At 74.5% G+C, this 24,355-nt stretch carries 20 protein-coding genes, 1 tRNA gene and 1 pseudogene; 11 read left to right on the top strand and 11 right to left on the bottom strand.

Features of this window, described 5'->3' with window-relative positions; all coding sequences use genetic code 11:
• Window positions 1–8: 8 nt before the first annotated feature.
• From KG103_RS10335 to KG103_RS10355, 5 genes are all read right to left on the bottom strand, one after another.
• Window positions 9–392 carry a helix-turn-helix domain-containing protein gene (locus KG103_RS10335; protein ID WP_207341208.1) on the bottom strand — a complete coding sequence of 128 codons (384 nt, stop codon included), beginning with the start codon at window positions 390–392 and terminating at the stop codon, window positions 9–11.
• Between the two features lie 75 nt (window positions 393–467).
• Complete coding sequence (gene dinB, locus KG103_RS10340) at window positions 468–1,724, bottom strand: DNA polymerase IV (protein ID WP_207341207.1); 1,257 nt, start codon at window positions 1,722–1,724, stop codon at window positions 468–470.
• Between the two features lie 150 nt (window positions 1,725–1,874).
• Window positions 1,875–3,131: a cellulose binding domain-containing protein gene (locus KG103_RS10345; protein WP_207341206.1), complete on the bottom strand. Its 1,257-nt coding sequence runs from the start codon at window positions 3,129–3,131 to the stop codon at window positions 1,875–1,877.
• A gap of 220 nt (window positions 3,132–3,351) precedes the next feature.
• A complete protein-coding gene (locus KG103_RS10350) occupies window positions 3,352–4,293 on the bottom strand; it encodes a PaaX family transcriptional regulator (protein WP_207341205.1) in 942 nt (313 codons plus the stop codon).
• Window positions 4,294–4,311: 18 nt separating this feature from the next.
• Window positions 4,312–5,580 carry an AI-2E family transporter gene (locus KG103_RS10355; protein ID WP_207341204.1) on the bottom strand — a complete coding sequence of 423 codons (1,269 nt, stop codon included), beginning with the start codon at window positions 5,578–5,580 and terminating at the stop codon, window positions 4,312–4,314.
• A gap of 174 nt (window positions 5,581–5,754) precedes the next feature.
• On the opposite strand from KG103_RS10355, the gene KG103_RS10360 reads away from it, so the two are divergent.
• The 7 genes and pseudogenes from KG103_RS10360 (at window position 5,755) to KG103_RS10390 (ending at window position 14,686) form a co-directional block, all read left to right on the top strand.
• Window positions 5,755–5,837 (top strand) — tRNA-Leu (locus KG103_RS10360).
• 234 nt (window positions 5,838–6,071) lie between these two features.
• The gene (locus KG103_RS10365; RefSeq protein ID WP_207341203.1) at window positions 6,072–7,541 is read left to right on the top strand and encodes a DUF3375 domain-containing protein; all 1,470 of its coding nucleotides are present in this window, start codon (window positions 6,072–6,074) and stop codon (window positions 7,539–7,541) included.
• A pseudogene (locus KG103_RS10370) lies at window positions 7,538–8,227 on the top strand (DUF4194 domain-containing protein); the annotation flags it as partial. The gene KG103_RS10365 and the pseudogene KG103_RS10370, both read left to right, overlap by 4 nt.
• Window positions 8,228–8,481: 254 nt before the next feature.
• The gene (locus KG103_RS10375) at window positions 8,482–11,910 is read left to right on the top strand and encodes an ATP-binding protein (protein ID WP_207341201.1); all 3,429 of its coding nucleotides are present in this window, start codon (window positions 8,482–8,484) and stop codon (window positions 11,908–11,910) included.
• Window positions 11,907–12,257: a MazG nucleotide pyrophosphohydrolase domain-containing protein gene (locus KG103_RS10380; RefSeq protein ID WP_227563154.1), complete on the top strand. Its 351-nt coding sequence runs from the start codon at window positions 11,907–11,909 to the stop codon at window positions 12,255–12,257. Before KG103_RS10375 ends, KG103_RS10380 begins: the two co-directional genes overlap by 4 nt.
• Before the next feature lie 485 nt (window positions 12,258–12,742).
• Entirely contained in the window at window positions 12,743–13,795 is a 1,053-nt protein-coding gene (locus KG103_RS10385) for a Fic family protein (protein WP_207341200.1), read from the top strand.
• 267 nt (window positions 13,796–14,062) lie between these two features.
• Window positions 14,063–14,686: a GNAT family N-acetyltransferase gene (locus KG103_RS10390; RefSeq protein WP_207341199.1), complete on the top strand. Its 624-nt coding sequence runs from the start codon at window positions 14,063–14,065 to the stop codon at window positions 14,684–14,686.
• Window positions 14,687–14,741: 55 nt separating this feature from the next.
• Here the strand turns inward: KG103_RS10390 and KG103_RS10395 are convergent, their stop codons facing one another.
• Together KG103_RS10395 and KG103_RS10400 are read right to left on the bottom strand one after the other, a co-directional pair.
• Complete coding sequence (locus KG103_RS10395) at window positions 14,742–15,080, bottom strand: HepT-like ribonuclease domain-containing protein (RefSeq protein WP_207341198.1); 339 nt, start codon at window positions 15,078–15,080, stop codon at window positions 14,742–14,744.
• On the bottom strand, window positions 15,070–15,366 hold the full coding sequence (locus tag KG103_RS10400; RefSeq protein ID WP_207341197.1) for a nucleotidyltransferase family protein: 297 nt from the start codon (window positions 15,364–15,366) through the stop codon (window positions 15,070–15,072). Before KG103_RS10400 ends, KG103_RS10395 begins: the two co-directional genes overlap by 11 nt.
• A 341-nt stretch (window positions 15,367–15,707) precedes the next feature.
• Between KG103_RS10400 and KG103_RS10410 the strand changes: the two genes are divergently transcribed.
• The 3 genes from KG103_RS10410 (at window position 15,708) to KG103_RS10420 (ending at window position 16,776) form a co-directional block, all read left to right on the top strand.
• Window positions 15,708–16,082 carry a type II toxin-antitoxin system death-on-curing family toxin gene (locus tag KG103_RS10410; protein WP_207341195.1) on the top strand — a complete coding sequence of 125 codons (375 nt, stop codon included), beginning with the start codon at window positions 15,708–15,710 and terminating at the stop codon, window positions 16,080–16,082.
• Window positions 16,083–16,327: 245 nt separating this feature from the next.
• A complete protein-coding gene (locus KG103_RS10415; RefSeq protein WP_207801365.1) occupies window positions 16,328–16,498 on the top strand; it encodes a hypothetical protein in 171 nt (56 codons plus the stop codon).
• Between the two features lie 5 nt (window positions 16,499–16,503).
• Window positions 16,504–16,776 carry a hypothetical protein gene (locus KG103_RS10420; RefSeq protein WP_207341194.1) on the top strand — a complete coding sequence of 91 codons (273 nt, stop codon included), beginning with the start codon at window positions 16,504–16,506 and terminating at the stop codon, window positions 16,774–16,776.
• A gap of 65 nt (window positions 16,777–16,841) precedes the next feature.
• Here the strand turns inward: KG103_RS10420 and KG103_RS10425 are convergent, their stop codons facing one another.
• Genes KG103_RS10425 through KG103_RS10435 form a run of 3 tightly spaced genes read right to left on the bottom strand, consistent with a single transcriptional unit; the run spans window position 16,842 to window position 22,934 of the window.
• A complete protein-coding gene (locus tag KG103_RS10425) occupies window positions 16,842–20,327 on the bottom strand; it encodes an error-prone DNA polymerase (RefSeq protein WP_207341193.1) in 3,486 nt (1,161 codons plus the stop codon).
• The gene (locus KG103_RS10430; protein ID WP_207341192.1) at window positions 20,320–22,023 is read right to left on the bottom strand and encodes a DNA polymerase Y family protein; all 1,704 of its coding nucleotides are present in this window, start codon (window positions 22,021–22,023) and stop codon (window positions 20,320–20,322) included. The genes KG103_RS10425 and KG103_RS10430 overlap by 8 nt, the downstream gene beginning before the upstream one ends.
• Window positions 22,020–22,934 carry a hypothetical protein gene (locus KG103_RS10435; protein ID WP_207341191.1) on the bottom strand — a complete coding sequence of 305 codons (915 nt, stop codon included), beginning with the start codon at window positions 22,932–22,934 and terminating at the stop codon, window positions 22,020–22,022. Before KG103_RS10435 ends, KG103_RS10430 begins: the two co-directional genes overlap by 4 nt.
• Before the next feature lie 348 nt (window positions 22,935–23,282).
• Here KG103_RS10435 and arfB point away from each other — a divergent pair, with 348 nt between their 5' ends.
• On the top strand, window positions 23,283–23,732 hold the full coding sequence (gene arfB, locus KG103_RS10440; RefSeq protein ID WP_207341190.1) for an alternative ribosome rescue aminoacyl-tRNA hydrolase ArfB: 450 nt from the start codon (window positions 23,283–23,285) through the stop codon (window positions 23,730–23,732).
• 54 nt (window positions 23,733–23,786) lie between these two features.
• Here arfB and KG103_RS10445 read toward each other — a convergent pair whose 3' ends face one another.
• Window positions 23,787–24,266 (bottom strand): hypothetical protein, encoded by a 480-nt coding sequence (locus KG103_RS10445; RefSeq protein ID WP_207341189.1) that lies wholly within the window; start codon window positions 24,264–24,266, stop codon window positions 23,787–23,789.
• Window positions 24,267–24,355 lie beyond the last annotated feature (89 nt).

Below are 24,355 nucleotides of genomic sequence, written 5' to 3' on the forward strand. Positions count from 1 at the left end.
CGCAGGCGTCAGGCGGCCAGCAGGACGTCCGGACGCCGCGGTGCCGCGGGGCCGTCCGCCCGTCCCGGCAGCGCGGACAGGGACCGGACCGTCCCGCCCACGCGCCCGCGCACGGCCGTGCGGCCGAGGACCGCGGCGATGCCCTCGGCGAGGTCGACGAGCGTCAGCCCGAGGGCGTCCGTCAGTGCCGCCAGCACCTCGGACGACGGCTCCTTCAGCCCTCGCTCGACCTCGGAGAGGTACTGCGGCGACAGTCGCGCCCGGGCGGCCACGTCGACCAGGCGCAGCCCGCGGTCCTCCCTGGCCGCCCGCAGCAGCGCGCCGATGGTCCGCCGCCACGCCGACGGGCGTCGCGGCACGAGCGGGGCGAGCGGGACGACGTCGTGGTCCATGGACCGAACCTAGGTCCGTCGGGGTCGGCGCGGAACACGATCTGCTGACGGCAGAACGGCCGGGAGGGCACCGGGTCACAGGTCGTGCTCGGCGAGCTCCCGGAACTCGTCGGGCACCGTGCGCACGCGCGGCATCGCGGCGGGCAGGTACCCCACGGCGCGGGTGCCGAACCGGGCGCGCACCGCGTCGACGGACCGGTCGACGGCCCACCGCGCGGCGCCGTGCTCCGACCCCGGTCGTCGCGGGTCGTCGGCCTCCAGCGGCAGCTCGAGCTGCAGCGCCGACTGCGGGACGAGCCCGGACACCGAGACCGCGAGCAGCGTCACCTCGGGCTCAGGCTGCGGCTGCTCGCGGATCGCCTGCCACACGAGCTGCTCGGCGACCTCGGTGAGGGTCAGGGTCGCCGCCACCGGCCCGGGCAGCGTGGACGACCGCGTGACCGACCGCATGCCGGGGAACCGCACCCGCACGGTCACGGTGCGCCCGGCACGGTCCTTGGCCCGCAGGCGGCCGGCGACGCGGTCGGCGAGCTGGGTGAGCACCTCGCGCACCAGCTCGCGCGTCACGGGCTGCCGGCCGAGCGCGGACTGCGCCCCGACGGACCGCGCCCGCCCCGCACCGGCGACCCGGCGCGGGTCCTCGTTGTGCGCGAGTGCCGACATCCGTGCACCGACCGCGTGCCCCAGCACCTGCTCGACGGCGCTCGACGGCGTGCGGGCCAGCTCCCCGATCGTCGTGATGCCGCGCTCGGCGAGCCGGGCGCGGGCGACCGGTCCGACACCCCACAGGAGCCCGACCGGCAGCGGGTCGAGGAACTCGCGCTCCCGCTCGGGGTCGACGACCACCAGGCCGTCCGGCTTGGCCACCTGGGAGGCGATCTTGGCCAGGTGCTTGGTGCGTGCGGCGCCCACCGAGATCGGCAGACCGACCTCCTCGCGAACCCGCCGCCGCAGGAGCTCCGCGATCCGCTCGGGCGGGCCGAACAGGTGCGTCGACCCGGAGACGTCGAGGAAGGCCTCGTCGATCGAGATCCGCTCCACGGCCGGGGTGACGTCGCCCAGGATGTCCATGACGCGGTCCGCGAGGGGCTGGTACTCCCGGAACCGACCGGGGACGAACTGCAGCGCGGGACACAGCCGCGCGGCACGCCAGCCCGGCATGCCCCCGGCCACGCCGTACGCCTTCGCCTCGTACGACGCGGCGAGCACCACGCCCCCGCGCGCGCTGCCGCCCACCGCGATCGGACGCCCGCGCAGGCGGGGGTCCAGCAGCTGCTCGACCGACGCGTAGAACGCGTCGAGGTCGGCGTGCAGGATCGTGGGGCCCGCCATGGCAGCAGCCTAGTCGAACACGTGTTCGAGCGGGGTGCCGGCCACGGACCACCGGACCCCGGCGGATCCGCCCGCCATGGGACGGGCACCGGACGCGCCACGCGGCGGGCCGGAGCACCGGCCCGCCGCGTCAGGCGCGTGAGCGCGAGGTCAGGCGGCCTCGCACGTGACGGTGGCACCCGCCCCGCTGCCCGTGCCCTGGAACCCGAACGTCGTGCTCTGGCCCGCGGCGACCGCGCCGTTCCACGGCGCGTTGGAGACCGTCACCGCACCGCCCGAGCCGCTCGCCACACCGTTCCAGCTGGTCGACACGCCACCACCGGGCAGCGTGACGCGTACCCGCCAGCCGGTCAGCGAGGACCGCGCCGTGACCGTGACGTCGGCCACGAAGCCCTCGCCCCACTGGTTCACGACCCGGTAGGCGGCGGTGCAGGCGGACGTGCCGCCGCCGTCCGTCGGGGGCGGCGTGGGCGTGAGGGACGGCGTCGGGGTGGGTGTCGGCGTGGGCGTCACGGTCGGCGTCGGCGTCACGCTGGGCGTGGGCGTGGGCGTCGGCGTCGGGTCCGCCCCCAGCGTCAGGTTCTTCTGCTGGACCGACCAGCCCGAGGTGCACAGGCCGCAGTTCTGGCCCACGAACGCCTGCCCGGCCTGCCGGTCACCCTTGAGCTGCCAGCGGAACCACAGCTGCGCCGCGCGACCGAACTGGCCGCCGTTGGTCTCGTGGTACGTGCCGCCGTGCCCCACGTCGAGGTTGCCCATGAACGCGGGCAGCCCGGCGGGCAGCTTGCCCCAGTCGTCCATCGCGTTGGGGTACGCGATGTCGCTCGGCCCACCGATGATGTACGCGATCGGGTGGTCGAGGCGTCGCAGCTGGTAGTCGTCGGCGTCGTTGAGCAGCCCGCTGCTGAAGATGCCGGTGGTGCGCACACGCGGGTCGTTCGACACGGCGTAGGCCTCGATGCCGCCGCACGAGAACCCGGCGGCACCGACGTTGTCCGGGTCGATCCGCCCGTACAGCGGGCTGCCCTGCCGGGAGTTCTCGGCGGTGGCCCAGTCCATCGCCTGCGTCAGCCAGCTCGCGTTGGAGCTGCCGCCGCCTCCGGGGCGGCCGTTGGAGATCACGAGGAACCCGTGCGAGGCGATCTCCCGCAGGAAGTTCTGGGCGGACGTCCCGTCGGCCGAGCACGCCCCGTTGGCCCAGACCACGACGGGCATGCGCTCCGCGGGCAGGTTCACCGGGCGGTACACCGTGTGGTTGGGCAGCGCGCTCGTCGTCGAGTAGTCGGCGGGGTAGGGGCCGGACCCGCCCGGTGCGGCCGCGGCGGGCGTCAGCACGGCCGTGCCGACGAGAGCCCCGGCGGCCAGTGCTGCGGCCAGGACGGGGCGGGCGAACGTTCGTCGTCTCATGGGGACCTCCGATGGGGGCGACGTCCGCCACGGGCCCGGTGGCCTCGGCGGGCGGCGGTACCCGCGACCGGGCGGCGCCGCTGGCGAACCGGTCGAGCAGATGCACACTCACCGTCGCTGCAGTCACGACAAATGTCCAGGAACTGCCCGGACCACCTGGGGCTCCGAAACGTTTCCGCCACCCGACCGTGCGACCCCGGGCAGTGCGACGTCCTCCCGGTCAGCGGGACGCGCGGCGCGGCGGGTCCCGCGGGTCGTCCGCCGCGACGTAGTGCGTGACCCACCGGGCGGCGTCCGGCCACGTGGGCGACATCACGTCCACGAGCCGCTCGTGCGCGAGGGGTCCCAGCGCGGTGTGCGCCTCGAGGAACGTCGCGCGCGCCTGCTCCCGCGGCCAGCCGAGCGGCAGGAGGTCCGGGGGGAGGTCGGGGTCCACCGCGGCGAAGCGTCGCCACCCGTCCATCAGCGTCGCGCGCGCCACCAGCGCGCGCGCCGGACCGACGCGCCGCGCCCGGACGTCCCGCAGCAGCGGCTCGTGCCGTTCGACGAAGTCCCCGTACGCGCGCTCCAGCGCGTCCAGGTCGTACGCCGCGGCCGGTCCTCCCGGGCCGGCCTCGTCCTCGAAGCGGGTGCGCATGACCGACCAGCGCGCGCCGGGCACGCCGCCCAGCAGCTGCGTGAGCCTGTCGCGGACCGGCACCGGGTCGTCGCCCGGGCTGATCCACACGCTGTCGTACAGCCGCACGAAGCCGAGGGAGCCGAGGGCCTTGCGCAGCGCGTGCCGCTGCGGCTGCAACGACTCCGGCAACGAGAACGAGACGGTGAGCCACTGCCCGTCCCACGCCCGCGGAACACCACCGAAGGCGAGGAACCGGTGCATGGTCTCGCGGTGCCGCGCGACCGCCTGCGGCGCCACGTGGTACAGCGGCGTCCGGCCGTTGGCGCGCACGCCGATCAGGCCGCGCCGGACCAGCCGTGACAGCGCCGCCCGGGCGCTCGCGGCGCTGATGCCGAACTCCCTGAGAACGGCGACGACCGTCGCGGACGGCAGCGCCGCGTCGGCGGAGTCGAGGTGCTCCCCCAGGACGGTGGTCAGCAGGTGCTGCGGGCTGGGGCCACGCTGCAGCCGGGGCGCGGCGACGTCGACCCCGTGCGTTTCCACGGCGTCACGGTAGCCCGCTCAGCGCACGGCGTCCGGCTCCGCGCTCGGCGTCGAGAGGGCCGCCCCCGCACGCCCGCCGGGCTCGACGGAGCGGCCGGGGCCACCGTCCTCCTCGTCGTCGTCGGCCGTCACGTCCTCGTCCATGGGCGGGTCGAGCGTGCGCAGCCGGGAGAAGACCGCCCAGGCCACGGCGACCAGCGGGACCGAGATCACCGCACCGAGGATGCCGGCGGTCAGCGTCCCCGCGGTGACGGACAGCGCCACGACGACGGGGTGCAACGACACCTGCTTGCCCATGATGAGCGGCTGCAGGATGTGCCCCTCGAGCTGCCCGATGAGGGCGATCCCGACGCCCACCCCGAGCGCCGACCACAGGCCGTTCGCCGCGAGCGCCACGATCATCGCGACGACCATCGCCGCCGGTGCGCCGATCAGCGGGATGAACGCACCGATGAGCACCAGCACGGCGAGCGGTGCGGCGAGCGGCACCCGCAGGGCCGTGAGCAGGACGAAGGCGAGGAGACCGTCCGTGATCGCGATGATGACGGTGCCTCGCGTGTACCCGGAGAACGTGTACCAGCCGGCGTCACCGGCGGTCTGCCAGGTCGGGCGGTTGCGGGCCGGGAGCTGGTTGAGGAACCACGTCCACATCTGGGCGCCGCGGGCGAGGAAGAAGACGGTGCAGAACACCGCGAGCGCGAGCGCGGTGAAGCCCTCCACGACGGACCCGGCGCTCGCCGCCACCTCCCCGACCAGGTCACCCGCGTGGTCCTGGATCCACTTCACCCCGTTCTCGATCCACGCGGCGATCTGCTCGCTGGTGATCGTGAACGGCAGCGTCCCGCTCTCGAGGAAGTCGGTGATCTGCTTGATGCCGGTGGCGAACTGCTTGCTCAGGTCGTTCCACTGCGTGGCGATCGAGTAGCCGACGTACGTGAGCATGCCGAGGAAGAACAGCGTCCCGCCCAGCAGCGACAGGGCGGTGGCCAGGCCCCGGGGCATCGCGCGCGACATGAGCTCGACCAGCGGGCGCAGGACGGCAGTGAAGACCAGCGCCAGGAAGACCGCGATGAACAGCAACGTCACGCGGGACGTCGCGAAGAAGACGACGACCACGGCGGCGAGGACCACGAGCAGGCGCCAGGAGACACCCGCCGACCGCCGCAGCCACCGGGGCGCCGTGTCGTCGCGACCCGCGACCGCGGGGTTGCGGCGACCGCCGGCGACCTTGCGGGCGGCGGGGCCGGCGGCACCTGCGGTCGACCGGACGTCCGACCCCTCGATCATGCCGACCTCCGCTCCGCCGTGGCGTTGACACGAGCAGTCTGCCCCTCGCGCGCGGCTCCTGCGCGGTGACCCACCGGCGAGCCGAGCGAAGCCGCCGATGCGGGAACCACGACCCCACCGTGGTATGTTCTCTGCCGCGCCGAGGGGCCGGAAACGGCTCCCCGACGTCCACCCGTCCGGGTGGCGGAATGGCAGACGCGCTAGCTTGAGGTGCTAGTGCCCGAAAGGGCGTGGGGGTTCAAGTCCCCCTCCGGACACTCGTTGAGACAGCGACGACGAAGGCCCCGATCCTGGTGATCGGGGCCTTCGTCGTTCGTGCGGCGAGCCGGTCGGCCCCCGGCTCGGGTTGGCCGGGCGCCGCGCGAGGGACGTGCCGGTACCGGGCACGACGCCGCGCACCACGGCGGTGGCCGTGCTCCGCCCGCGCGCCGTGCGCACCACGACGCCGCGCGGGCGGGAGGACGCCGCCGCACCACCTACGCTGTCCCGCGATGATCACTCGTGCCGAAGGGGCGTACCTGGGAGCCGTCCGGGCGTTCCAGAACCCCATGCTCGACCTGCTGCACAAGCGGCACGCTCCCCTGGTCGTCTCGCTGCTGTCGCTCGTGTTCACGGCGGAGCGGCCCGCCGTGCCGGTCGCCGACGTGCACACGGAGGTCGCCGACGCGCTGGACCAGCTGCGCGCCGCCGGCCACGGCGACGCCCTGCCGGTCGGCTCGGCGCGCGACCTGTGCCGGCAGTGGGCGGACGCGGGCTGGCTCGTGCGCCAGGTGCTCGACGACGACGTCGAGGTGTACCGGCTGTCGGCGCACGCGGTCGGGGCCCTCGAGGTCGCGGGGCGTGCCGGCGGTGCACGCGCCCGGGTGTCGCAGTCGCGGGTGCGCACGCTGCTCGAGGCCGTCGAGCGGCTCGCGCTCGACGCCGACCCGGACGTCATGGTCCGCATCGCCCGCCTCGACACCGAGGTGAGGCGGCTTCAGGCCGAGATCGCGCGCCTCGAGCGCACGGGCGAGGTCGACGAGGTCGACGACGAGGAGCTGCTCGAGGAGGCCGAGAACGTCGTGCACCTCGTGCGCGAGCTGCCCGCGGACTTCGCACGCGTCGCGGAGTCGATCAAGGCGATGCAGCGCGACGTGGTCACCGCCCTGCGCCAGGACCAGCGCCCGACCGGTGACGTGCTGCGCGAGTACCTGCAGCGCGGCGAGCAGGTGATGGACTCGACCCCCGAGGGGCGTGCGTTCGCCGGTGCGCTGCGGCTGCTGGGCGACCCGCAGCGGCTCGACGAGCTCTCGGTGCAGCTCGACACGGTGCTGCGGCACCGGTTCGCCGCCCGGCTGCCCTCGGCGCAGCGCGCCGAGCTGCGCGAGATCGTGCGGCGCATCGAGCAGGGGCTCGACCAGGTCTTCGCCGCCCAGCGCGAGGCGTCGTACGTGATCACGGCGCAGGTGCGCAACCACGACCCGCTGCGCGACCGGCAGGTCGACGACCTGCTGCGCGACGTCATGACGGGGATGGCGGCGTGGCTCCCGGACTCGCGCCGCGGGCAGGCCGTGACACCGCTGCGCCGGCTACCGGTCGCGGACGTCGAGCACCTGCGCCAGACGCCCGGCGACCTGCGCCCGCCGCGCGCGCCCGACGCGCTGACCGACTGGGACGACGGGGCGGACGTCTCCGACACCGACGCCCGCGCCTGGGGCGGGCCGCACTACGCGGACCTCGAGGCGCACCTGAGCGCGTTCGGCGTCGACGCGTCCGAGGTGGACCTGGCGGCGGCGTTCCGTGCCGCCCCGCAGGAGCTGCGCCGGCCGGTGGACCTGCTGGGCCTGCTGGAGCTCGCGCACCAGCGCGGCATGACCGAGAGCGACGAGGTCGCGTTCGTCGACGCGGTGCGACCGGACGGCACGCGCCGCCGGTTCGCCTTCGGTGCGACGACGACCAGGACGAGGGACGAGGACCGATGACGGACACCGTCGTGCACGATGACGTGGAGGCGGGCGGGTTCATCGCGCCCGTCGCGATGGAGGACGACCCGGCCGAGCTGTTCGCCGGGGACACCGGGACGCTCGATGCCGACGTGCGCCGGGTCCTCGTGCGGCTGCTGCAGCGACGGTTCCTGCTGGCCGAGCGCAACCCCGCGCAGTGGCGCACCCTGCTGGAGAACCAGCAGGTCGTCGAGTCGCGCCTGCACGACCTGTTCGTCCACCTCGTCGTCGACCACGACCGCGGCATCGCGTACAAGCGGCAGGTGCGCTCGGCCGAGCTCGACGTGCCCGTGCTGCTGCGCGACGAGCCGTACACGCGCGCCGAGACCCTCGTCCTCGTCCACCTGCGCACGGTGTTCCAGCGGGAGCGCGGCGCCGGGGAGACCTCCGCCCGCGTGGACGTCGAGGAGCTCGAGGCCACCGCACTGACGTACTTCGACCCGGACGACACCAACGTCGCCGCGCACCAGCGCGAGATCCGCACGGCGGTCGCGCGGCTGGCCAAGGACGGCGTGATCGACGAGGAGTCCGAGGGCCGGTACCGCGTGACTCCCCTGGTCGAGGTCGTGCTCAGCAACGAGCGGCTCGCCGAGCTGCGCGAGTGGCTGCGGACGCGCGACGAGGACGACGCGGCGGACGGCGGCGCCCCGGGCGGCGACGAGCCCGGCGCCCCCGCCCTGCAGTCCGACGTCCCCGAGGGCGGCGACAGCGACGTCGAGGACGCCGGGACGGACGGGGAGACCGAGCCCGCAGGGACGGCGGAGCAGGACGGCCGCACCGACCCGACGACCGCCGGCGAGGCGCCCGAGCCGCCGGGCGAGGCGGCCCCGGGCAGCCCGGTCGAGGAGATCCCCGGCCAGGGGACGATCGACGAGGCACTGGCGGACCAGGCGTCCGACGACGACGAGGAGACGGCACCGTGACGATGGTCGACTCGCTGTTCGGGCTGATCCCCGCGGCGTCGACGGGTCAGCAGTGGGTGGCGCTGGACCTGCAGCTGGTCAACTGGGGCGGCTACGACGGGCACCACCGGGTGCGCCTGGCGTCAACCGCGACGCTGCTGTCCGGCGGGTCGGGGTCCGGCAAGTCCACGCTGATGGACGCGTACATCGCGCTGCTCATGCCGCACACCACGCCCTTCAACGGCGCGTCCAACGGCGGGGTCGTGGGCCGTCCGCGCGGCAAGGACCAGCGCAACATCCTGTCCTACGCGCGCGGCAAGCTCGACGAGTCCCGCACCGAGGAGGGCACCCGCCAGCGGGTGCTGCGCGGCGACGGCAAGGACACGTGGTCGGCGATCGCGATGACGTGGGCCGACCAGTCGGGCACCCGCTTCACCGCGGTGCGCGGGTGGTACGTGCCGTCGTCGGCGCGCACGCTCGAGGACGTCGCGGCCGTGCGGGCGACGTGCGAGACGGAGTTCGACCTGCGGGCGCTCGAGCAGGCAGCGGCACAGCGCCTGACGCGCTCCGCGGTGGCCGCCGCGGGCCTCACCTGCTTCGACACCGACCGCGAGTTCACCGCGCGGCTGCACTCGACGCTCGGCATCGGCGCCGCGGGCGACGGCGGCAAGGCCGTGGCCCTGCTGGGGCGCATCCAGGCCGGGCAGCAGATCACCACCGTCGACGCGCTGTACAAGGCGATGGTGCTCGAGGAGCCCGACACGTTCGCCACGGCCGACGCGGTCGTCGAGCAGTTCGACAAGCTCACGGGCACGCGCGAGCAGATGATCACGGCGCGGCAGCAGGTCAAGGCGCTCGAGCCGATCCGGGAGCACCGTGCGGCGATCGAGCAGGCCGCGGCCCGGCTGCGCGTCGTCGACGCCGTCGGCGGGTTCGACGACGGCACCTCACCGGCCGCGCTGTGGCGCCACGAGCGGCGTCTGGGACTGCTGCGGGACGTCGAGACGGACCTGCAGGGCCGGCACCGCGAGGCCCAGCGCCTGGCCGCGGAGACCTCCGCCCGCATCGCCGCCGCCCGCACGGAGCTCGACGGCGTCAAGCAGACGCTGTGGGCGTCCGGGGGCGACCGGCTCGCCACCGCGCAGCGGGAGCTGCGCGGTGTCGCGACCCGGCTGGACGAGGTCACCCGGGCTCGCGCCCGGCTCGAGGAGGTCCTCACCTCGACGCTCGGCACGTCGGTCACGACGCTCGAGGAGTTCACCGACCTCGTCGCCCGTGCGCGGCACGCGCTCGCCGACTCCGACGCCAAGGCCGGCGCCCGGCAGGCGCTGTTCGACGCGATGTCCGAGCGCAAGGAGGCGTCGGCCGACCTGGCCGTCCTGCGCCGTGACCACGACGACGCGCGGCACCGCCACGACAACATCCCGGGCGACCTGCACGCGACGCGCGCGGCACTGGCTCAGGCAGCGGGCCTCGCACCCGAGGACCTGCCGTTCGTCGCCGAGCTGGTCGAGGTCCGCACCGAGCACGAGCCGTGGCGTGACGCGTTCAACCTCGCGCTCGGCGGGTTCGCGACGCTCCTGCTGATCGACATCGCCCACCTGCAGGCGTTCCGGCGTGCCATCGACACGGTCCGCACGGGCCGGCGCATCCGCTTCGAGGGCGTCCCCACGGACCTGCGCGACGACGTCGGCATGGACGGCCGCACGCTGCCCGGCCGGCTGGACTACCGGCAGAGCCCGTTCACGGGCTGGCTGAAGGGTGAGCTCGCGTCACGGTTCGCGTACGTCTGCGTGGACACCCCCGGGGAGCTCGCGCAGCACGAGAAGGCGCTGACGCGCGGCGGCCAGGTCTCCGAGGGGCGTCGCGGCGCGCACGGCGGGCAGGGCGCCCGCAACGTGCTCGGCTTCACGAACACGCGCCGCCTGAGCGACCTGGAGCGGCAGGTCGAGGCCGCCGAGGCGCGGCTCACGTCCGCGGAGGCCCGCGTCGAGGAGGCGGAGGCCGCCTGGGACCGGCACGACGCGACGCTGCGCGCGTACACCGCCGTGGTCGAGCTCACGTGGGACCAGGTCGACGTCGCGGGCGTCGAGGCCGAGCGCGACCGCTGGCAGTTCGTCGTCGACGAGGTCACGTCCGGCAACCCCGACGTGGTGCGCCTGCAGCAACGGGCCGTCGAGCTCGAGGTGCTCATCCAGGACCTCACCGAGCAGCTCGGGCGCACCAAGGGCGCCGCGGGCGACCTCGGGGAACGCTGGTCGGCGACGACCGACGCGGTCGACGTCGCCCAGGGCGCGCTGGACGCCGCGCACGACGCGGGGACCCAGCTCGACCCGGAGCAGCGGGCGTACCTCGAGCACGTGCTGGGCGGCACCGCCGCGGACCTGCCGAGCGGCACCGCCGCGGACCTGCCGGGCGGCACCGCCGCGGACCTGCCGGGCGACGACGCGCGCACCGACCCGTCGGCAGCGCTCGACGCGTTCGACGCCGTCGTGTCGCGCGCCGCCGACCTGCTGCGCGCCGACCGGCAGGCCGCGCAGCAGACCGTCGCCACCGCGCGCGACGCCCTGCGCCGCACGTTCGAGACGTTCGTCGAGCGCTGGCCCGACCCGAACCTCGGCACCGACCCCGACGCCTCGTACGGCGACTACGACCGGATCCTCACCGAGCTGCAGGCCCAGGGCCTGCACGAGCTCGAGGCCGAGTGGCGCAAGAGCCTGCTGCGGCTGTCCGGCAACGACCTGGCCGACCTGCACAGCGCGCTGTCGCGCTCGGTGCGCGAGATCAAGGAGCGCATCCGCCCGGTCAACGACATCCTCGCGGACCTGCCGTTCGCGGACGACGACCACCGCCTGCGCATCGACGCCCGCGACACCCAGTCGACCGTCGTCGCCCGGTTCCGCAAGGAGCTGCGCGACCTGCGCGAGGTGCTCTCGACCGAGGCGACGGACGCCGAGCGCGAGCGCCGGTACCACCGGATGGCGAAGGTCATCGACCGCATCCGGCGCACCTCCCCCGACTTCGCCGACCTCGTGGACGTGCGCCGGCACGTGCGGCTGTCGGCCGAGAAGGTCGACCTCGACGGGAACCACGTCGCGCTGTACGACCACATCGGCGAGAAGTCCGGCGGGGAGTCGCAGGAGCTCGTGGCGTTCATCGTCGGCGCGGCGCTGCGCTACCAGCTCGGCGACGCGGGTGCCGCGCGCCCCCGGTACGCGCCGGTGTTCCTCGACGAGGCCCTCATCAAGGCCGACGCCCGGTTCACCGGACGCGCCATCGGCGCGTGGCGCGGGCTGGGCTTCCAGCTGATCATCGGCGCGCCGAACGACAAGTTCAGCGCGCTGGAGCCGCACGTGGACCTCAAGTACGTCGTGCTCAAGGACGCCACGGGCCGGTCGCGGACCAAGCCGGTGGCAGGGCTCCCGGCGGACGGGCCGGCCGAGTGACCGGCGACGGCGACGACCTCGCCGCGCTGCAGCGGCGCGCCGTCGCGGTGCGTGAGCTCTACGCGCGGGCAGAGGCCGCGCGGTACGGGCGGACGTGGACGACCGAGGAGATCATGCTCGGCTTCGTCGGCGACGTCGGTGACCTGGCCAAGCTCGTGCAGGGCAAGGCGGGCGTACGCCCCCGCGCCGACCTCGACGACGCCCTCGCGCACGAGCTCGCCGACTGCCTGTGGTCGGTCCTCGTGCTCGCCGACGCGTACGGGGTCGACCTGTCCGCGGCGTTCAGCAGGACGATGGACGAGCTGACCGCACACCTCACCCCCGACGAGGACCGCCCCGGCTCCTGACGACGCGACGGCATACTCGCGGCCATGGCGACGGCAGCGCGAGACGCCTACCGCGCCGGGGCGGACACGGCCGTGGACCTCGTGACGAGCCACGCGGTGGCCCGCGCGTGGCACGACCCGTCCGTGCTCGGCGGCATGAGCGTCGGAGAGCTCCCGGCGCACCTGTCGCGCAGCGTGTGCTCCAGGTCGAGCGCAGGGCGTCGAAGGGCGCACCACCGAGGTGGCCGCCGCGCTCGACCGCCTGCGCGCCCGGCTCCCGCAGGAGCCCACCGACCGCCGTGCGCCACCAAGGCCACCCGCTGCTGTTCGACGAGTACCTCCGCACGCGGTGCGTCGAGCTGGCCGTGCACACGAGGACCTTGCCCTCAGCCTCGGCAGCGACGTGCGCGCACCAGCCGTCACCACGCCGGTCAAATCGCTAACCAGCAGCTAAACTCACCAATCGATGGCATCTTCTGTAGCGATTGGTGAGACCTGGTGACAGCGTGAAGTCGTTCGAGGACCTCGACTCCCTGATCGGGTCCGTCCCGTTCGACGTCGTCGCGGACCTCCGCGTCGTGGACACGGTGCGCGGCAGCGCGGCGTTGCTCCCGGACGTCCTGCCCGGCCTCCTGTCGAGCCTGGCCGACCGTGCACGCCCCGCGAGCATCGAGTCGTCGGCAGCCCTCGACGGGGTCGTCGTCCCGCGGCGACGCGCAGCGGACATCGTCGCTGGTGAGGCCGATCGGTTGCGGGGACGCGAGGAGCAGACGCTCGCCGGGTGCCGCGACGCCTTCGATCACGTCGCCCAGGAGGACCGGGGGCCCCTGGACGTCGACCTGGTCCTGGACGTCCACCGGCTGCTGCTCGCACACACCCCGACACCGGGCGGACGGCTCCGGCGGGTCGAGAGCGTCGTCCTGGACCGCGACCCGCGTGCCGCGCGGGTCAAGCGCTTCACACCCGTCGCGGTGGCCGACGTCCCCCACCACCTCGACGAGCTGATCGCGCGCTACCGCGGTGCGCTCGCCACCGACCGCCATCATCCCGTCCTGCTCACCGGCCTGTTCGTGCTCGACCTCGTGGCGATCCGCCCCTTCACCACCGCCAACGGCCGGCTCGCGCGTGCCCTGACGCCGGGCCTGCTGCACGATGCCGGGTACGACGTCGCGCGGTACGTGTCGCTCGACGCGGCCATCGCGCGGTCAGCCGAGGCGCACGCCGCCGCACTGCTCGACTCGACCGCGGACTGGCAGGGCGCCCGGCACGATCCGTGGCCGTGGCTGCACTCCCTGGTCCGGGCACTGGCGGACTGCTCCGAGCAGCTCTCCTCCCTCGTCGCCACGGCACGTAGCGGCCGGAGCAAGCAGGAGCGCGTCCGCACCTACGTGCTGCATCACGCAGGGCGCTCGTTCCGCATGAGCGATGCCCGGACCGCGCTGCCCGGGGTCTCCGACCAGACGATCCGGCTCGTCCTCGGCGAGCTGAGGAACGACGGACTGGTCGAGGTGGACGGTGTGGGCCGCAGCGCGACGTGGAGCACGGTGCGCACGCGGTAGCGCGCAGCGCAGACCTCGAGCCCTGTCGCGACGAATGCGCCCGCGGCGACCACGGCGATGAGACCCAGCGTGATCCACGCCCACGGGCGGGTTCGGGTCCGCGGAGGGAGCGGGGCGACCACCGGCTCGTACCTGCGGGTGGGACACGAGGTGCGCGCTTCCGCTTCGGAGTGCTCCGCGCACGGCGGCACCGCGCGGATGCTCGAGGCACGAAGTCGCCAGCGCGGAGCCGTGGACGAGGTTCGGCAGTGCGTCGACACTGTCCGCATGCTCGTGCTGCCGACGCCCGCCCCGACGTTCGGTGGCGTCCGCCTGCGGGCGTTCGGACCCCGCGACGTCGGGATGGTCCAGGACCTCTCCACGGACCCGTACACGCCCCTGACCGGCACGCTGGTGGCCGATGCCACGGCCGCGCAGGCCCAGGAGTGGATCGACCGGCAGCACGAACGCCTGGTCACGGGTGCCGGGTACTCGTTCTGCGTCGCCGACGCCGCCGACGACCGCGCCCTCGGGCAGGTCGGGCTGTGGCTCGCCGACATCGAGCACGGGCGCGCGACCGCCGGGTACGGCGTCGCACCGACCGAACGCGGCCGAGGCGTCGCGGCGCGTGCTCTGACGGCGGTCACCGCGTTCGCGTGGACCATCCCCGAGCTGCACCGCATCGAGCTCCTCATCGAGCCGTGGAACGTGGCGTCCACCCGCACCGCCGAGAACGCCGGCTACGAACGCGAAGGGCTGCTGCGCAGCCGGCAGGTGATCGGCGGGCGACGGGTGGACATGCTGCTGTACTCCGCGATCCGACCATCGATCGCCACCATGCGGATGCTGCGTGCGCGTCAGCAGCAGGGTCGCCCGGCTCCGGACACACTCGCCCGCAAGCACCGACCGTGAGGGACATCCGCCCTCACTGAGGCGACCAGTTGTCGACCCACCCGGTCGGGCACGTTCAGCCGAGCGAGTCCTGGACCCTGGTCAGCTGGACCAGCAGAGCCGGGATCACGTCATGCGCCGTCGAGACGAGAACGTCGGTGTCGGTCGACCAGTACCCGTGCACGATCCGGTTGCGCAGTCCCGCGGCGCGGCGCCACGGCACATCTGGATGCCGTTCCCGCGTCTCCTGGGAGACCTGCTTCGCCGCCTCTCCGAGGACGGTGAAGTTCCACAGCAGCGCCTCACGCACCGTCGCGTCCTGGTCGACGGCGTGCGCGTCACGGTCGGCGCTCAACGTGACGATGCGTGTCGCGGCGTCGATCATCTCGGCGACGAACAGCACGTCAGGACGCATAGAGCGCCCGAGCCTCTGTCTCGATTCGCTCACGCAGCAGCGGGTGCACCGCCCTGCGTGAGACGAGGTCCACCGGACGTCCGAGGATCTCCGACATCTCCTCCGCGGCATCGATGATCTCCCAGGTCACATGCCGCCCGGGGAGCAGGTCGTAGAGCACGTCGATGTCGGAGTCCGCGCGCTCCTCGCCACGAGCTACCGACCCGAAGACGTCGAGCCTGGCGAACCCGAATCTCGCGCACAGGTCGACCAGCGCGCGGTACTGGCGCTCGTCGACGTGGATCATGGCGACAGGCTAGTCGTCAGCCAGCCGCGGCGGCAGGTCCGTGCACGCAACCCCACCGAGCCCGCCAAGGCGATCAGTTGCAGATACACCCTCGCGGCCTGCGTCGCCGGCGTCTGATACCGCGGCTGATACCTTGGCCGTATGGCAATGACTCTTCGACTCGACACGGCCGAGACAGAGGCCCTGAGGCGCCGCGCGGAGGTCGAGCACCGTTCGATGCAGGACGTAGCCCGTCAAGCCGTTCGCGACTACATCGAGCGCACCTCACGAGAGGACCTCGTCAACGCCGTGATGGACAGCGAGCTCCCCCGTTACGCAGAGGCGCTCGAGCGACTCGGTCGATGATCTACCTCACCGCCGAAGAGCTGCTCGTCGTCGCGCGGCGCGTCGTCGGCGATCTGGTCGTGCGTGACATCGGCCTCGTGGAGTCGGCAGCCGCACGACCACGGACTCAGATCGGCGGGACCGACGCCTACCCCGACCTCCTCGCCAAGGCCGCAGCGCTCCTTCATTCACTGACCCGAAACCACGCACTTCTGGACGGGAACAAGAGGCTGGCACTCGCAGGCACGATCGTGTTCCTCGGCGTCAACGGCACACGACTCGTCGCCACGAACGACGACGCCTACGACCTCATCATGGATGTCGCTGCCGGCCGGGTGGACGACGTCGAGAGCATCCGCGAGCGCCTCGCACACCTCACCGAAGCCTGGTGAGCGCAGCAGCACCGACTCTGCCAAGGCGATACCGGTGTGTCCCGCGGGCAGGGCTGCTCGCTCGACAGCACCCTGAGCCCCGGACGCGGTCGCGAATGGGGCAGCTGTCCGACCCGCAGCCGGTCCAGCGCGCAGAGGTCGTCGCATGCTTGCCCACGGAGCACGTCGCAAAGCTCACTTGTCGAGGTGGACAACGAGCTGATCGTGCTCCACAGCGCCTTTCGCCACGGTGTCCCGGAGGGTCGATGAGGCACGCGCTGGAGAACCACGTCGACCTGTTCGACGTGGGCGACGGGATGACGATGGTCATCGGTCCGGACCACAGCGGTGGTCTCATCGAGGTCGGTGTCGTCGAGCGGTACGGCGACCTCCACGTGGTGCACGCGATGCCCGCTCGCTCGACGTTCCTGAGGTGATGCCCATGCCCCGCTCCTTGGAGGAGATCGTGGCTCAGGCCGACGACCTGGCCGACACGTTCGAGGAGTACGAGCCGCGCCCGGAGGACCGGGACACCGTCTCGCCGGTCACGCAGATGCGGCTCGCTGCGCTCAAGCGCGCAGCTGCCGAGCGTGAGATCGCGGAGGCCGTCGCCGCGGCGCGGGAGTCGCACACCCCGTGGAAGGTCATCGGCGCCGCGGTCGGCACGAGCGGCGAGGCCGCACGGCAACGGTACGGACGGAAGCACGCCTCCTGACAGGATCCGCTCGACGCTGACTGGATCAGCTCGACGCAGGGCGGTCACCGGCCGCAGGCGCGGTCCTACTGGAAGTCCCGCGACCTGCTCCGCACCTTCAACGACAACGGACTGAGGTGCTCCGCGACGAGGTTGGTCGCCCCGTCCGCCTTCTCCAGCCGCCCCCGCACGACCATCGCCTTCGCCGTCCGGGCCGTCCGCCGGAACCTCTGCCACAGCCCGGCGGAGCACACGATGTTGAGCAGCCCGGTCTCGTCCTCCAGGGACAGGAAGGTCACTCCCCCGGCTGTGCCCGGGCGTTGGCGGTGCGTGACGACGCCGGCGACGGCGATGCGGCGGCCCTCCTCGGTGCGGAACGCCTGCTCGACGCGCAGCACACCGGCCTCGTCCAGACCCTCGCGGACGAACTGCGTCGGGTAGGAGTCGACCGACACCCCCGTCGCCCACACGTCGGCGGTCGCGACCTCGACGTCCGACAGCCCCGGCAGCGTCGGGGCCTTCACACCGACGGCCACCCCGGGCAGCGTGTCCGGTCCCTCCTGCGCGAGCGCACCCGCTGCCCACAGCCCCGCCCGCCGGTCCACCCCGAGGGAGTCCAGCGCACCGGCCGTCGCGAGCGCCTCGAGCTGCGCGGTGGTGAGCTGCACACGCTGCACCAGGTCGTGCAGGTCGGCGAACGGGCCGCGCGCGGTGCGCGCGTCGACGAGGGCACGCGCGACGTCCTCGCCGATGGTCCGCACCTGCGTCAGCCCCTGCCGCACCGCCAGCGAGCGCACCGACCCCTCGCCCGTGCGCACCCCCACGGGCCGGGTCGGACCGGTGCCGCTGGGCTGCGCCACCAGGCGCGGCTCACCGCCGGGCGGTGTCGGGCCCACCCGCTCGACGACCGCCAGCACGTCGGACGCCTGCACGTCCGGACGCAGCACGTCGATGCCGTGCCGTCGCGCGTCGGCAGCGAGCGACTGCGGCGAGTAGAAGCCCATGGGCTGCGCCGCGAGCAGGCCGGCGTAGAACGCGGCCGGGTGGTGCACCTTGAGCCACGAGCTCGCGTACACGAGGAACGCGAACGAGTACGCGTGCGACTCGGGGAACCCGAAGTCCGCGAACGCCTTGAGCTTGTCGAAGATCTCCTCGCGCACCTTCGGCCCGATGCCCTTGGCCGCCATGCCGTCCATGAGCCGCGCCCGCATCGCCTCCATGCGCTCGACGGACCGCTTCGACCCCATGGCGCGGCGCAGCTGGTCGGCCTCGGCGGGCGTGAAGTCCGCGACGTCGATGGCCATCTGCATGAGCTGCTCCTGGAACAGCGGCACACCGAGGGTCTTGCTCAGCGACTTCTCCAGCGACGGGTGCAGGTACGTGACCTTCTGCCGGCCCTGGGCGCGCTCGATGTACGGGTGCACCGACCCGCCCTGGATCGGCCCGGGCCGGATGAGCGCGACCTCCACCACGATGTCGTAGAACTTCTGCGGCCGCAGCCGCGGCAGCGTCCCCATCTGCGCACGGGACTCCACCTGGAACACGCCCACGGTGTCGGCGGCGGACAGCAGCTCGTACACCGCCGGGTCCTCGTGCGGCAGCCCGTGCAGGTCGAGCACGACGCCCTCGTGCTTCTCGACCTCGGTGAACGCCAGCCGCAGCGCGGTGAGCATGCCCAGGCCCAGCAGGTCGAACTTCACCAGGCCGGCGTCGGCGCAGTCCTCTTTGTCCCACTGCAGGACCGTGCGGCCCTCCATGCGCGCCCACTCCACCGGGCACACCTCGATGACCGGCCGGTCGCACATCACCATGCCGCCGGAGTGGATGCCCAGGTGCCGCGGCAGCCGCAGGAACCGCTCGGCCAGGTCGATGACGTGCTCGGGGATGTCCTCGGTGTCCGCCGCGGCCGGCGGCAGGTGCGCCGGGACGACGTCGTGGTTGTCAGCGGTCGGACGCCCCGGCGTCTCCGGCGCCACCGGCCCGGAGCGCGTCAGGTGCCACCACGGGCTGGGCTTCTCCTGCCCGCGCAGGCTCCCCCACCGCTCGATCGACGAGCTCCACGCGTCCTGCTGCCCCGCGTCGTACCCCAGCGCCCGGGCAGCGTCGCGCACCGCCGAGCGCGGCCGGTAGGAGATGACGTTGGCGACCTGCGCGGCGTGCGTGCGCCCGTGCATGGCGTAGACGTGCTGGATGACCTCCTCACGGCGCGCGGACTCGATGTCGACGTCGATGTCCGGCGGGCCGTCGCGCTCCGGGGCGAGGAACCGCTCGAACAGCAGGCCGTGCTTCACGGGGTCGACCGCGGTGACGCGCAGCACGTAGCAGACCGCGGAGTTGGCCGCCGAGCCGCGCCCCTGCGCCATGATCCCGTTGCGACGGCAGAAGTCGACCAGCTCGTAGACCACGAGGAAGTAGCCGCAGAACCCGAGGTCCTCGATGACGCGCAGCTCGTGCTGCAGCTGCGCGTACGCACCGGGCACGCGCTCAGCCTCCGGCGGCCCGTACAGCTCGAGCGCGCCGCGGCGCACGAGCTCGCGCAGCCACGTCGCCTCGGTGTGCCCGTCCGGCACGGGGTACGGCGGCAGGCTCGGGGCGACGAGCGACAGGTCGAACGCGCACTCGGCGGCCAGATCCGCGGCCGTGCTCACGGCGCTGGGGTGCCGGCGGTGCAGGTAGAGCATCTCGGTCGCCGACCGCAGGTGGGCGACGGGAGCGCCGGGCAGCCACCCGTCGAGGTCGTCGAGGGAGGACCGCGCACGCACGGCCGCCAGCGCCTGCGCCAGGTCCACGTCGCGCTCGGTGGCGTAGTGGACGTTGCCGGTCGCGACCAGCGGCAGGTTCGCCTCGCTCGCCAGGGCGGCGAGCGCGTCCGCGCGGTCGGTGTCGTACGCGTCACCGTGCACCGTGGTCTCGACGGCCACGTTGTCGCGCCCGAACAGCGCGACGAGCCGGTCGAGCTCGCGGCGCGCGGACTCCAGCCCGCCGGGAGCCACCCCGAGCACGCCCGACGGGTCACCGCCCGCGAGCGCGCGCCGCACCGCGCCCTTGCGGCACCCGGTCAGCACGAGCCACTGCCCGGCAGCCGCCTGCGCCAGCTCCTCCAGGTGGTACTCCGCGGCGCCCTTGCGGCCGGTGCGCAGGTGCCCCTCGGCGATCGCGCGCGACAGCGCCCGGTACCCGTCGGGCCCGCGCGCGAGCACCAGCAGGTGGCTCGCACGGGGGTCGGGGACGCCGGTCGGCGCGTCGAGCACCGGCGGCCCCGGCGTGGGGCGCTTCTCGCGCGGGTGCCGGCGGGGATCGGGCGCGGGAAGGTGCAGCTCGGCGCCGAACACCGTGGGCAGCCCGACGGCTCGCGCCGCCTGCGCGAACCGCACGACGCCGTACAGGCCGTCGTGGTCGGTCAGCGCCAAGGCGCTCTGCCCCAGCCGGGCGGCCTCGGCGGCGAGCTCCTCGGGCTGGCTGGCACCGTCGAGGAAGCTGAAGGCGGAGTGCGCGTGCAGCTCGGCGTACCGCGGGGGCCAGTCCGTGCGGGCCTCGTGCACGCCCCGCCCCCGGACGCGGCGCTCAGTCATAGTCGGCCTCGCAGGTCCAGACCCCGTCGGTGTGCGTGAGCAGCACGGCTCCCCCGTCGTCGAACGCGACCTGCAGGTGGCCGCGGACCTGCGGTGCGGCGCCGGGGTGCGTCCACCAGCGGTCGGACAGCAGCCACGGCCCGGCCCACCCGGCGACGGCCCGCGCCCGGTCGCCGCCGTCGACGTCGGACCACACCGCGCGCACGGTGGTGGGCCGCCCGCTCAACCGGCCGCGTCGGTCGATCCGCACGGGTGCGCCGTCGACGTCCCGCACCTCGACGCGCACGGGGTCGACCAGCACGGTCGCCGGCGCCGGGTCCGGCAGCCTGCCCGGCCAGGGACGGTCGAGCGGCCGCGGTGGGTCGCTCTGCTCGCCCCAGGGCCGCACGTGCACCTGGTCGCGCACGTCACGCCCGCCCTGCAGGGTCACGGTGAGGACCCCCTGCCCGCCGACGATGCTCTGCGCACGCTCCAGCGCCCGGTGCGCGCGCAGGTCACCGCCCGACGGGCCGCCCCACAGCTGCGTGGCCTCGGCACCCGCGGGGGCGACGTCGAGCGCCGTGAGCGTGAGGCGGACCAGCGCGACGGGGGCGACGTCGTCCTCGTCGCCGGGCGCCCGCACGTCGACCGGCCGGCGCCCGGACCCGACGCCCCGCTCCTGCTCCCACACCTCGCGCCGCCGGTCCCGCGCCGTGGCGACCGCCGACGCGGTGAGCCACCCGTCGAGCTGCCAGCGGATCCGGTCGGTGATGCGGGCGGCGGCGAGCGCACCCCACCCGCCCAGGTCGGTGCGCCACGTGCGGACCAGCTCGGTGCCGTCGTCGGTGCGTGCCGCGACCTGCAGCCGCCCGCACGTCACGGACCGCGCGACGAGGTCGGCGTGCAGCTCCTCTGCCAGGCGCCGCCCGGCGAACGTCGCGGTGTCGACGCGGTCGACCGGCGGGTCGAGGTCGACGCTCACCTCCAGGTCCGCCTCGGGGCGACGCCGCGCGGGCGGCCGCTCGTCCAGGCCGCGGGCGAGCGTGCGCGCCCACGTGCCGAGGCGCCCGAACCGCGCGTGCACGTCCGGTGCCGGCAGCGCCGCGAACGCGCCCAGCGTGCGCAGGCCGAGGCGGTGCAGCAGGTCGACCAGCCGCATCACCTCGGCGGCCTGCTCGGGCGTGGTGGTCGCGTGCACGAGCTCGGTGACGCCGTGCGGTGCGAGGAACACCGCCGACACCCCGGGCTCGACGACGGCCCCGGTGCGCGCGGCCAGCACGGCGGCGAGCAGCCCGTCGGCCGTCCCGACGCCGCACTCGTGGCCCGTGGCGCGGGCGACCGCGTCGACGATCCGCTCCGCGAGCGCCTCCTCCGACCCGTGGTACCGCGACGCACCGCCGGCGGGCAGCAGGAGCAGGCCGGGACGCGCGACCTCGACGCCGGCGACGACCGTCTCGGTCGCCGCGGCGACCGGCTCGAACAGCCGCACGTCGCGCGCGTCGTCCGCGGGCAGCAGCACCAGCTCGGGGCTCACCCCCTGCGCCTGGCGTCGTCGCATGCCCCGCCGCACCCCGTCGGCGCGGGCGAGCGCCGACACGGCGGTGACCCGTCGCCCGTCGTGCACGGCGGCAGGCAGGTCGAGGGGAACCTCGTCGGCGGTCATCGCCGCGACCACGGGCCAGTCGGGCACCCACACGACCGTCGTCCGCGTGCTCATCCGACCAGCCGCAACCCGCCGGCCGTCCGGGGACGGCGGCGCTCGGGACCCGGGGGCACGTGCTCACCGGGCGGGGCGAACGGCAGCACGACGTCGGCCGACGTCGGGACGGCGGCGCTGCCGCGGCCGGTGCGGCGCACCTGCACCTCGCAGGTGCGCAGCCGCCCGTCCCCGTCGCCGACGCCCGACCAGCGGACCGGTCCGGCGTCGAGCACGACGGCGGCACCGGGCCACGGCACGGTCGTCACCAGCGCGGCCCCACGCTCGCGTGCACGTGCGGACAGGCGGCGACGGTCGGCCTCGGCGAGCGGGGCGTCCGGCCCGACGAGCACGACGTCGATCCCGTCGACCAGCGCGGCCAGCACGAGGGCGGCGTCGGCCCCGGGGTCCGGGACGAGCGCGAACCGCGCGAGGTCGAGCCCCGCCTGCGCGGCCGCCAGCAGGCCGAGCCGCGGCTGCCCGACGGCCACGGCCCACGCCCCCGACGCGCACGCGTGCGCGAGCACGCCGAGGGCCAGCGACGTGGACCCGAGCACCGAGGTGGTCGCCCCCCGGCGCAGCCCGTCGGGCAGGAGCCCGGCCAGCGCCGGCGGCACGGGCAGCGGCGGACGCTCGCTGGTGAGCAGCGACGTGCGCCGGTGACCGGGCTCGGGCACCGGCTCGTCGTGCCGCTGGGCGACCGACGAGGGGACGGACGAAGCGACCGGTGCCGCCGCGTGCACCGTCGCCGGACCGCCGGGCACGCTGTCGCGTCGGACGTCGTGCACCGCACCGGGCGAGGCGTCCTGCGCCCCGCCCGCCACCACCCCGGGGGCGCCGGTCAGCACCGTGCGCGCACCGGTGCGCCGCTCCGCGGCCACCAGCGCGGCGCGCGCGCGTGCCGCGCGCTCCACGGTGCTCGTCCCTGCCACGTCAGCTCCCTCGTGCGATCCGCCGCCGCGCCCCTCGCCGTCACGGGCAGGACACGCCACGGTGCGTTACGGACATCCGCGCCGTCCCGCATCATCGAACACATGTTCGATGATGCCAGTAGACGCTGACACCTCGAGGGGTGTCAATCCGCTGCCGGGAGGGTGGGCCGACAGCAACGGCGCCGGCCCCGCACGTCGCCCGATCACCGCCGATGGCCACACGACCGAGGGCGTCCTGCGCCTCGTCACGGTCCGGCCGGCGGCCCTGCTGCGCGCCGAGACCGCCGCGGCGGAGGACTGACCGCGCCGGGAGTCCGCACCGCCCCGACGAGAGGCGAGGATGGGACCATGACCGACCCGCCGTCCGCCGGGCTGCGGGTGACCCCCGCCCTCGTGGTACCCGACGCTGAGCTGCAGTGGCGGTTCTCACGCTCGTCGGGCCCCGGCGGCCAGAGCGTCAACACCACCGACTCGCGCGTCGAGCTGTCGTGGGACGTCGCGACCTCCACGGTGCTGACCCCGGACCAACGGGCGCGCGCGCTGGAGCGTCTCGCGTCGCGGCTCGTGGGCGGCGTGCTCACCGTCGTCGCCTCCGAGCACCGCTCCCAGCTGCGCAACCGCGACGCGGCCCGGGCACGCCTGGCCGCGCTCGTCGCCGACGCCCTCGCCCCGCCCGGGCCGGCGCGACGGGCGACGCGACCGACGCGCGGATCACAGCGGCGGCGCCTCGAGGCGAAGCAGCAGCGGGCGTCGGTCAAGCGCGACCGTCGCCGCCCCGGTCGCGGGGACGTGGGCTGAGGGCAGCACGTGCGCCCACGTCGCGCCGCCCCGACCAGGACGGCCGGACCGCCCTCAGGCCACCTCGGACGCCCGACCACTCACGCGGCGCACGGCCAGCGCGACGAGCGCGATCCCCGCCCCGGTCAGGAGCAGGTGCTCCAGGACCGTCGGGTCACGGGTCAGGTCCTGCGGCCCGGTCGAGGCGAGACGGACCACGAGGTACCACTGGACGACGGCGATGCCGTACCAGGCGGCGCCGAGCGCGGCCGTCGTCGCCAGCCACGTCGCCGTGTCGTCGCCTCGCGCACCCGCGCGCAGAACCCCCCGCCACCGGCGCCGCTGGACCAGGTGGACGACGAGGAGGACGGCGCCGATCACGAGCAGCAGCCGCTCCAGCTCCGTGGCCTGGCGTGCGCTCACCATCACCATCAGCCGGTTGTACGTCAGGACGCCCTGGACGACCGCCACGAGCCAACCCCCGAGGGCCAGGCAGGCTCCGACGAGGGACGCACGCGCCAGCACCGACCGACGACGCCCGTGCGGAGATGGCACGCGCGCAGTCTAGGAGCGCACGGGCCGCCAGGGTGCCGGTCGCGCATGCCGGAACACCGTCCCGACCTCACCGGAGGCGCGGCTACCAT

The sequence above is a fragment of the Cellulomonas wangleii genome (genome assembly GCF_018388445.1).
Taxonomy (GTDB): Bacteria; Actinomycetota; Actinomycetes; order Actinomycetales; family Cellulomonadaceae; genus Cellulomonas; species Cellulomonas wangleii.

Coding starts and splice junctions, on each gene's coding strand:
- KG103_RS10395 (WP_207341198.1), bottom strand. CDS start 15,080: ATGCGTCCTGACGTGCTGTTCGTCGCCGAGATGATCGACGCCGCGACA.
- KG103_RS10430 (WP_207341192.1), bottom strand. CDS start 22,023: ATGAGCACGCGGACGACGGTCGTGTGGGTGCCCGACTGGCCCGTGGTC.
- KG103_RS10410 (WP_207341195.1), top strand. CDS start 15,708: ATGATCTACCTCACCGCCGAAGAGCTGCTCGTCGTCGCGCGGCGCGTC.
- KG103_RS10335 (WP_207341208.1), bottom strand. CDS start 392: ATGGACCACGACGTCGTCCCGCTCGCCCCGCTCGTGCCGCGACGCCCG.
- KG103_RS10355 (WP_207341204.1), bottom strand. CDS start 5,580: ATGATCGAGGGGTCGGACGTCCGGTCGACCGCAGGTGCCGCCGGCCCC.
- dinB (WP_207341207.1), bottom strand. CDS start 1,724: ATGGCGGGCCCCACGATCCTGCACGCCGACCTCGACGCGTTCTACGCG.
- KG103_RS10400 (WP_207341197.1), bottom strand. CDS start 15,366: ATGATCCACGTCGACGAGCGCCAGTACCGCGCGCTGGTCGACCTGTGC.
- KG103_RS10425 (WP_207341193.1), bottom strand. CDS start 20,327: ATGACTGAGCGCCGCGTCCGGGGGCGGGGCGTGCACGAGGCCCGCACG.
- KG103_RS10420 (WP_207341194.1), top strand. CDS start 16,504: ATGCCCCGCTCCTTGGAGGAGATCGTGGCTCAGGCCGACGACCTGGCC.
- KG103_RS10345 (WP_207341206.1), bottom strand. CDS start 3,131: ATGAGACGACGAACGTTCGCCCGCCCCGTCCTGGCCGCAGCACTGGCC.
- KG103_RS10415 (WP_207801365.1), top strand. CDS start 16,328: ATGAGGCACGCGCTGGAGAACCACGTCGACCTGTTCGACGTGGGCGAC.
- arfB (WP_207341190.1), top strand. CDS start 23,283: ATGACCGACCCGCCGTCCGCCGGGCTGCGGGTGACCCCCGCCCTCGTG.
- KG103_RS10365 (WP_207341203.1), top strand. CDS start 6,072: ATGATCACTCGTGCCGAAGGGGCGTACCTGGGAGCCGTCCGGGCGTTC.
- KG103_RS10390 (WP_207341199.1), top strand. CDS start 14,063: ATGCTCGTGCTGCCGACGCCCGCCCCGACGTTCGGTGGCGTCCGCCTG.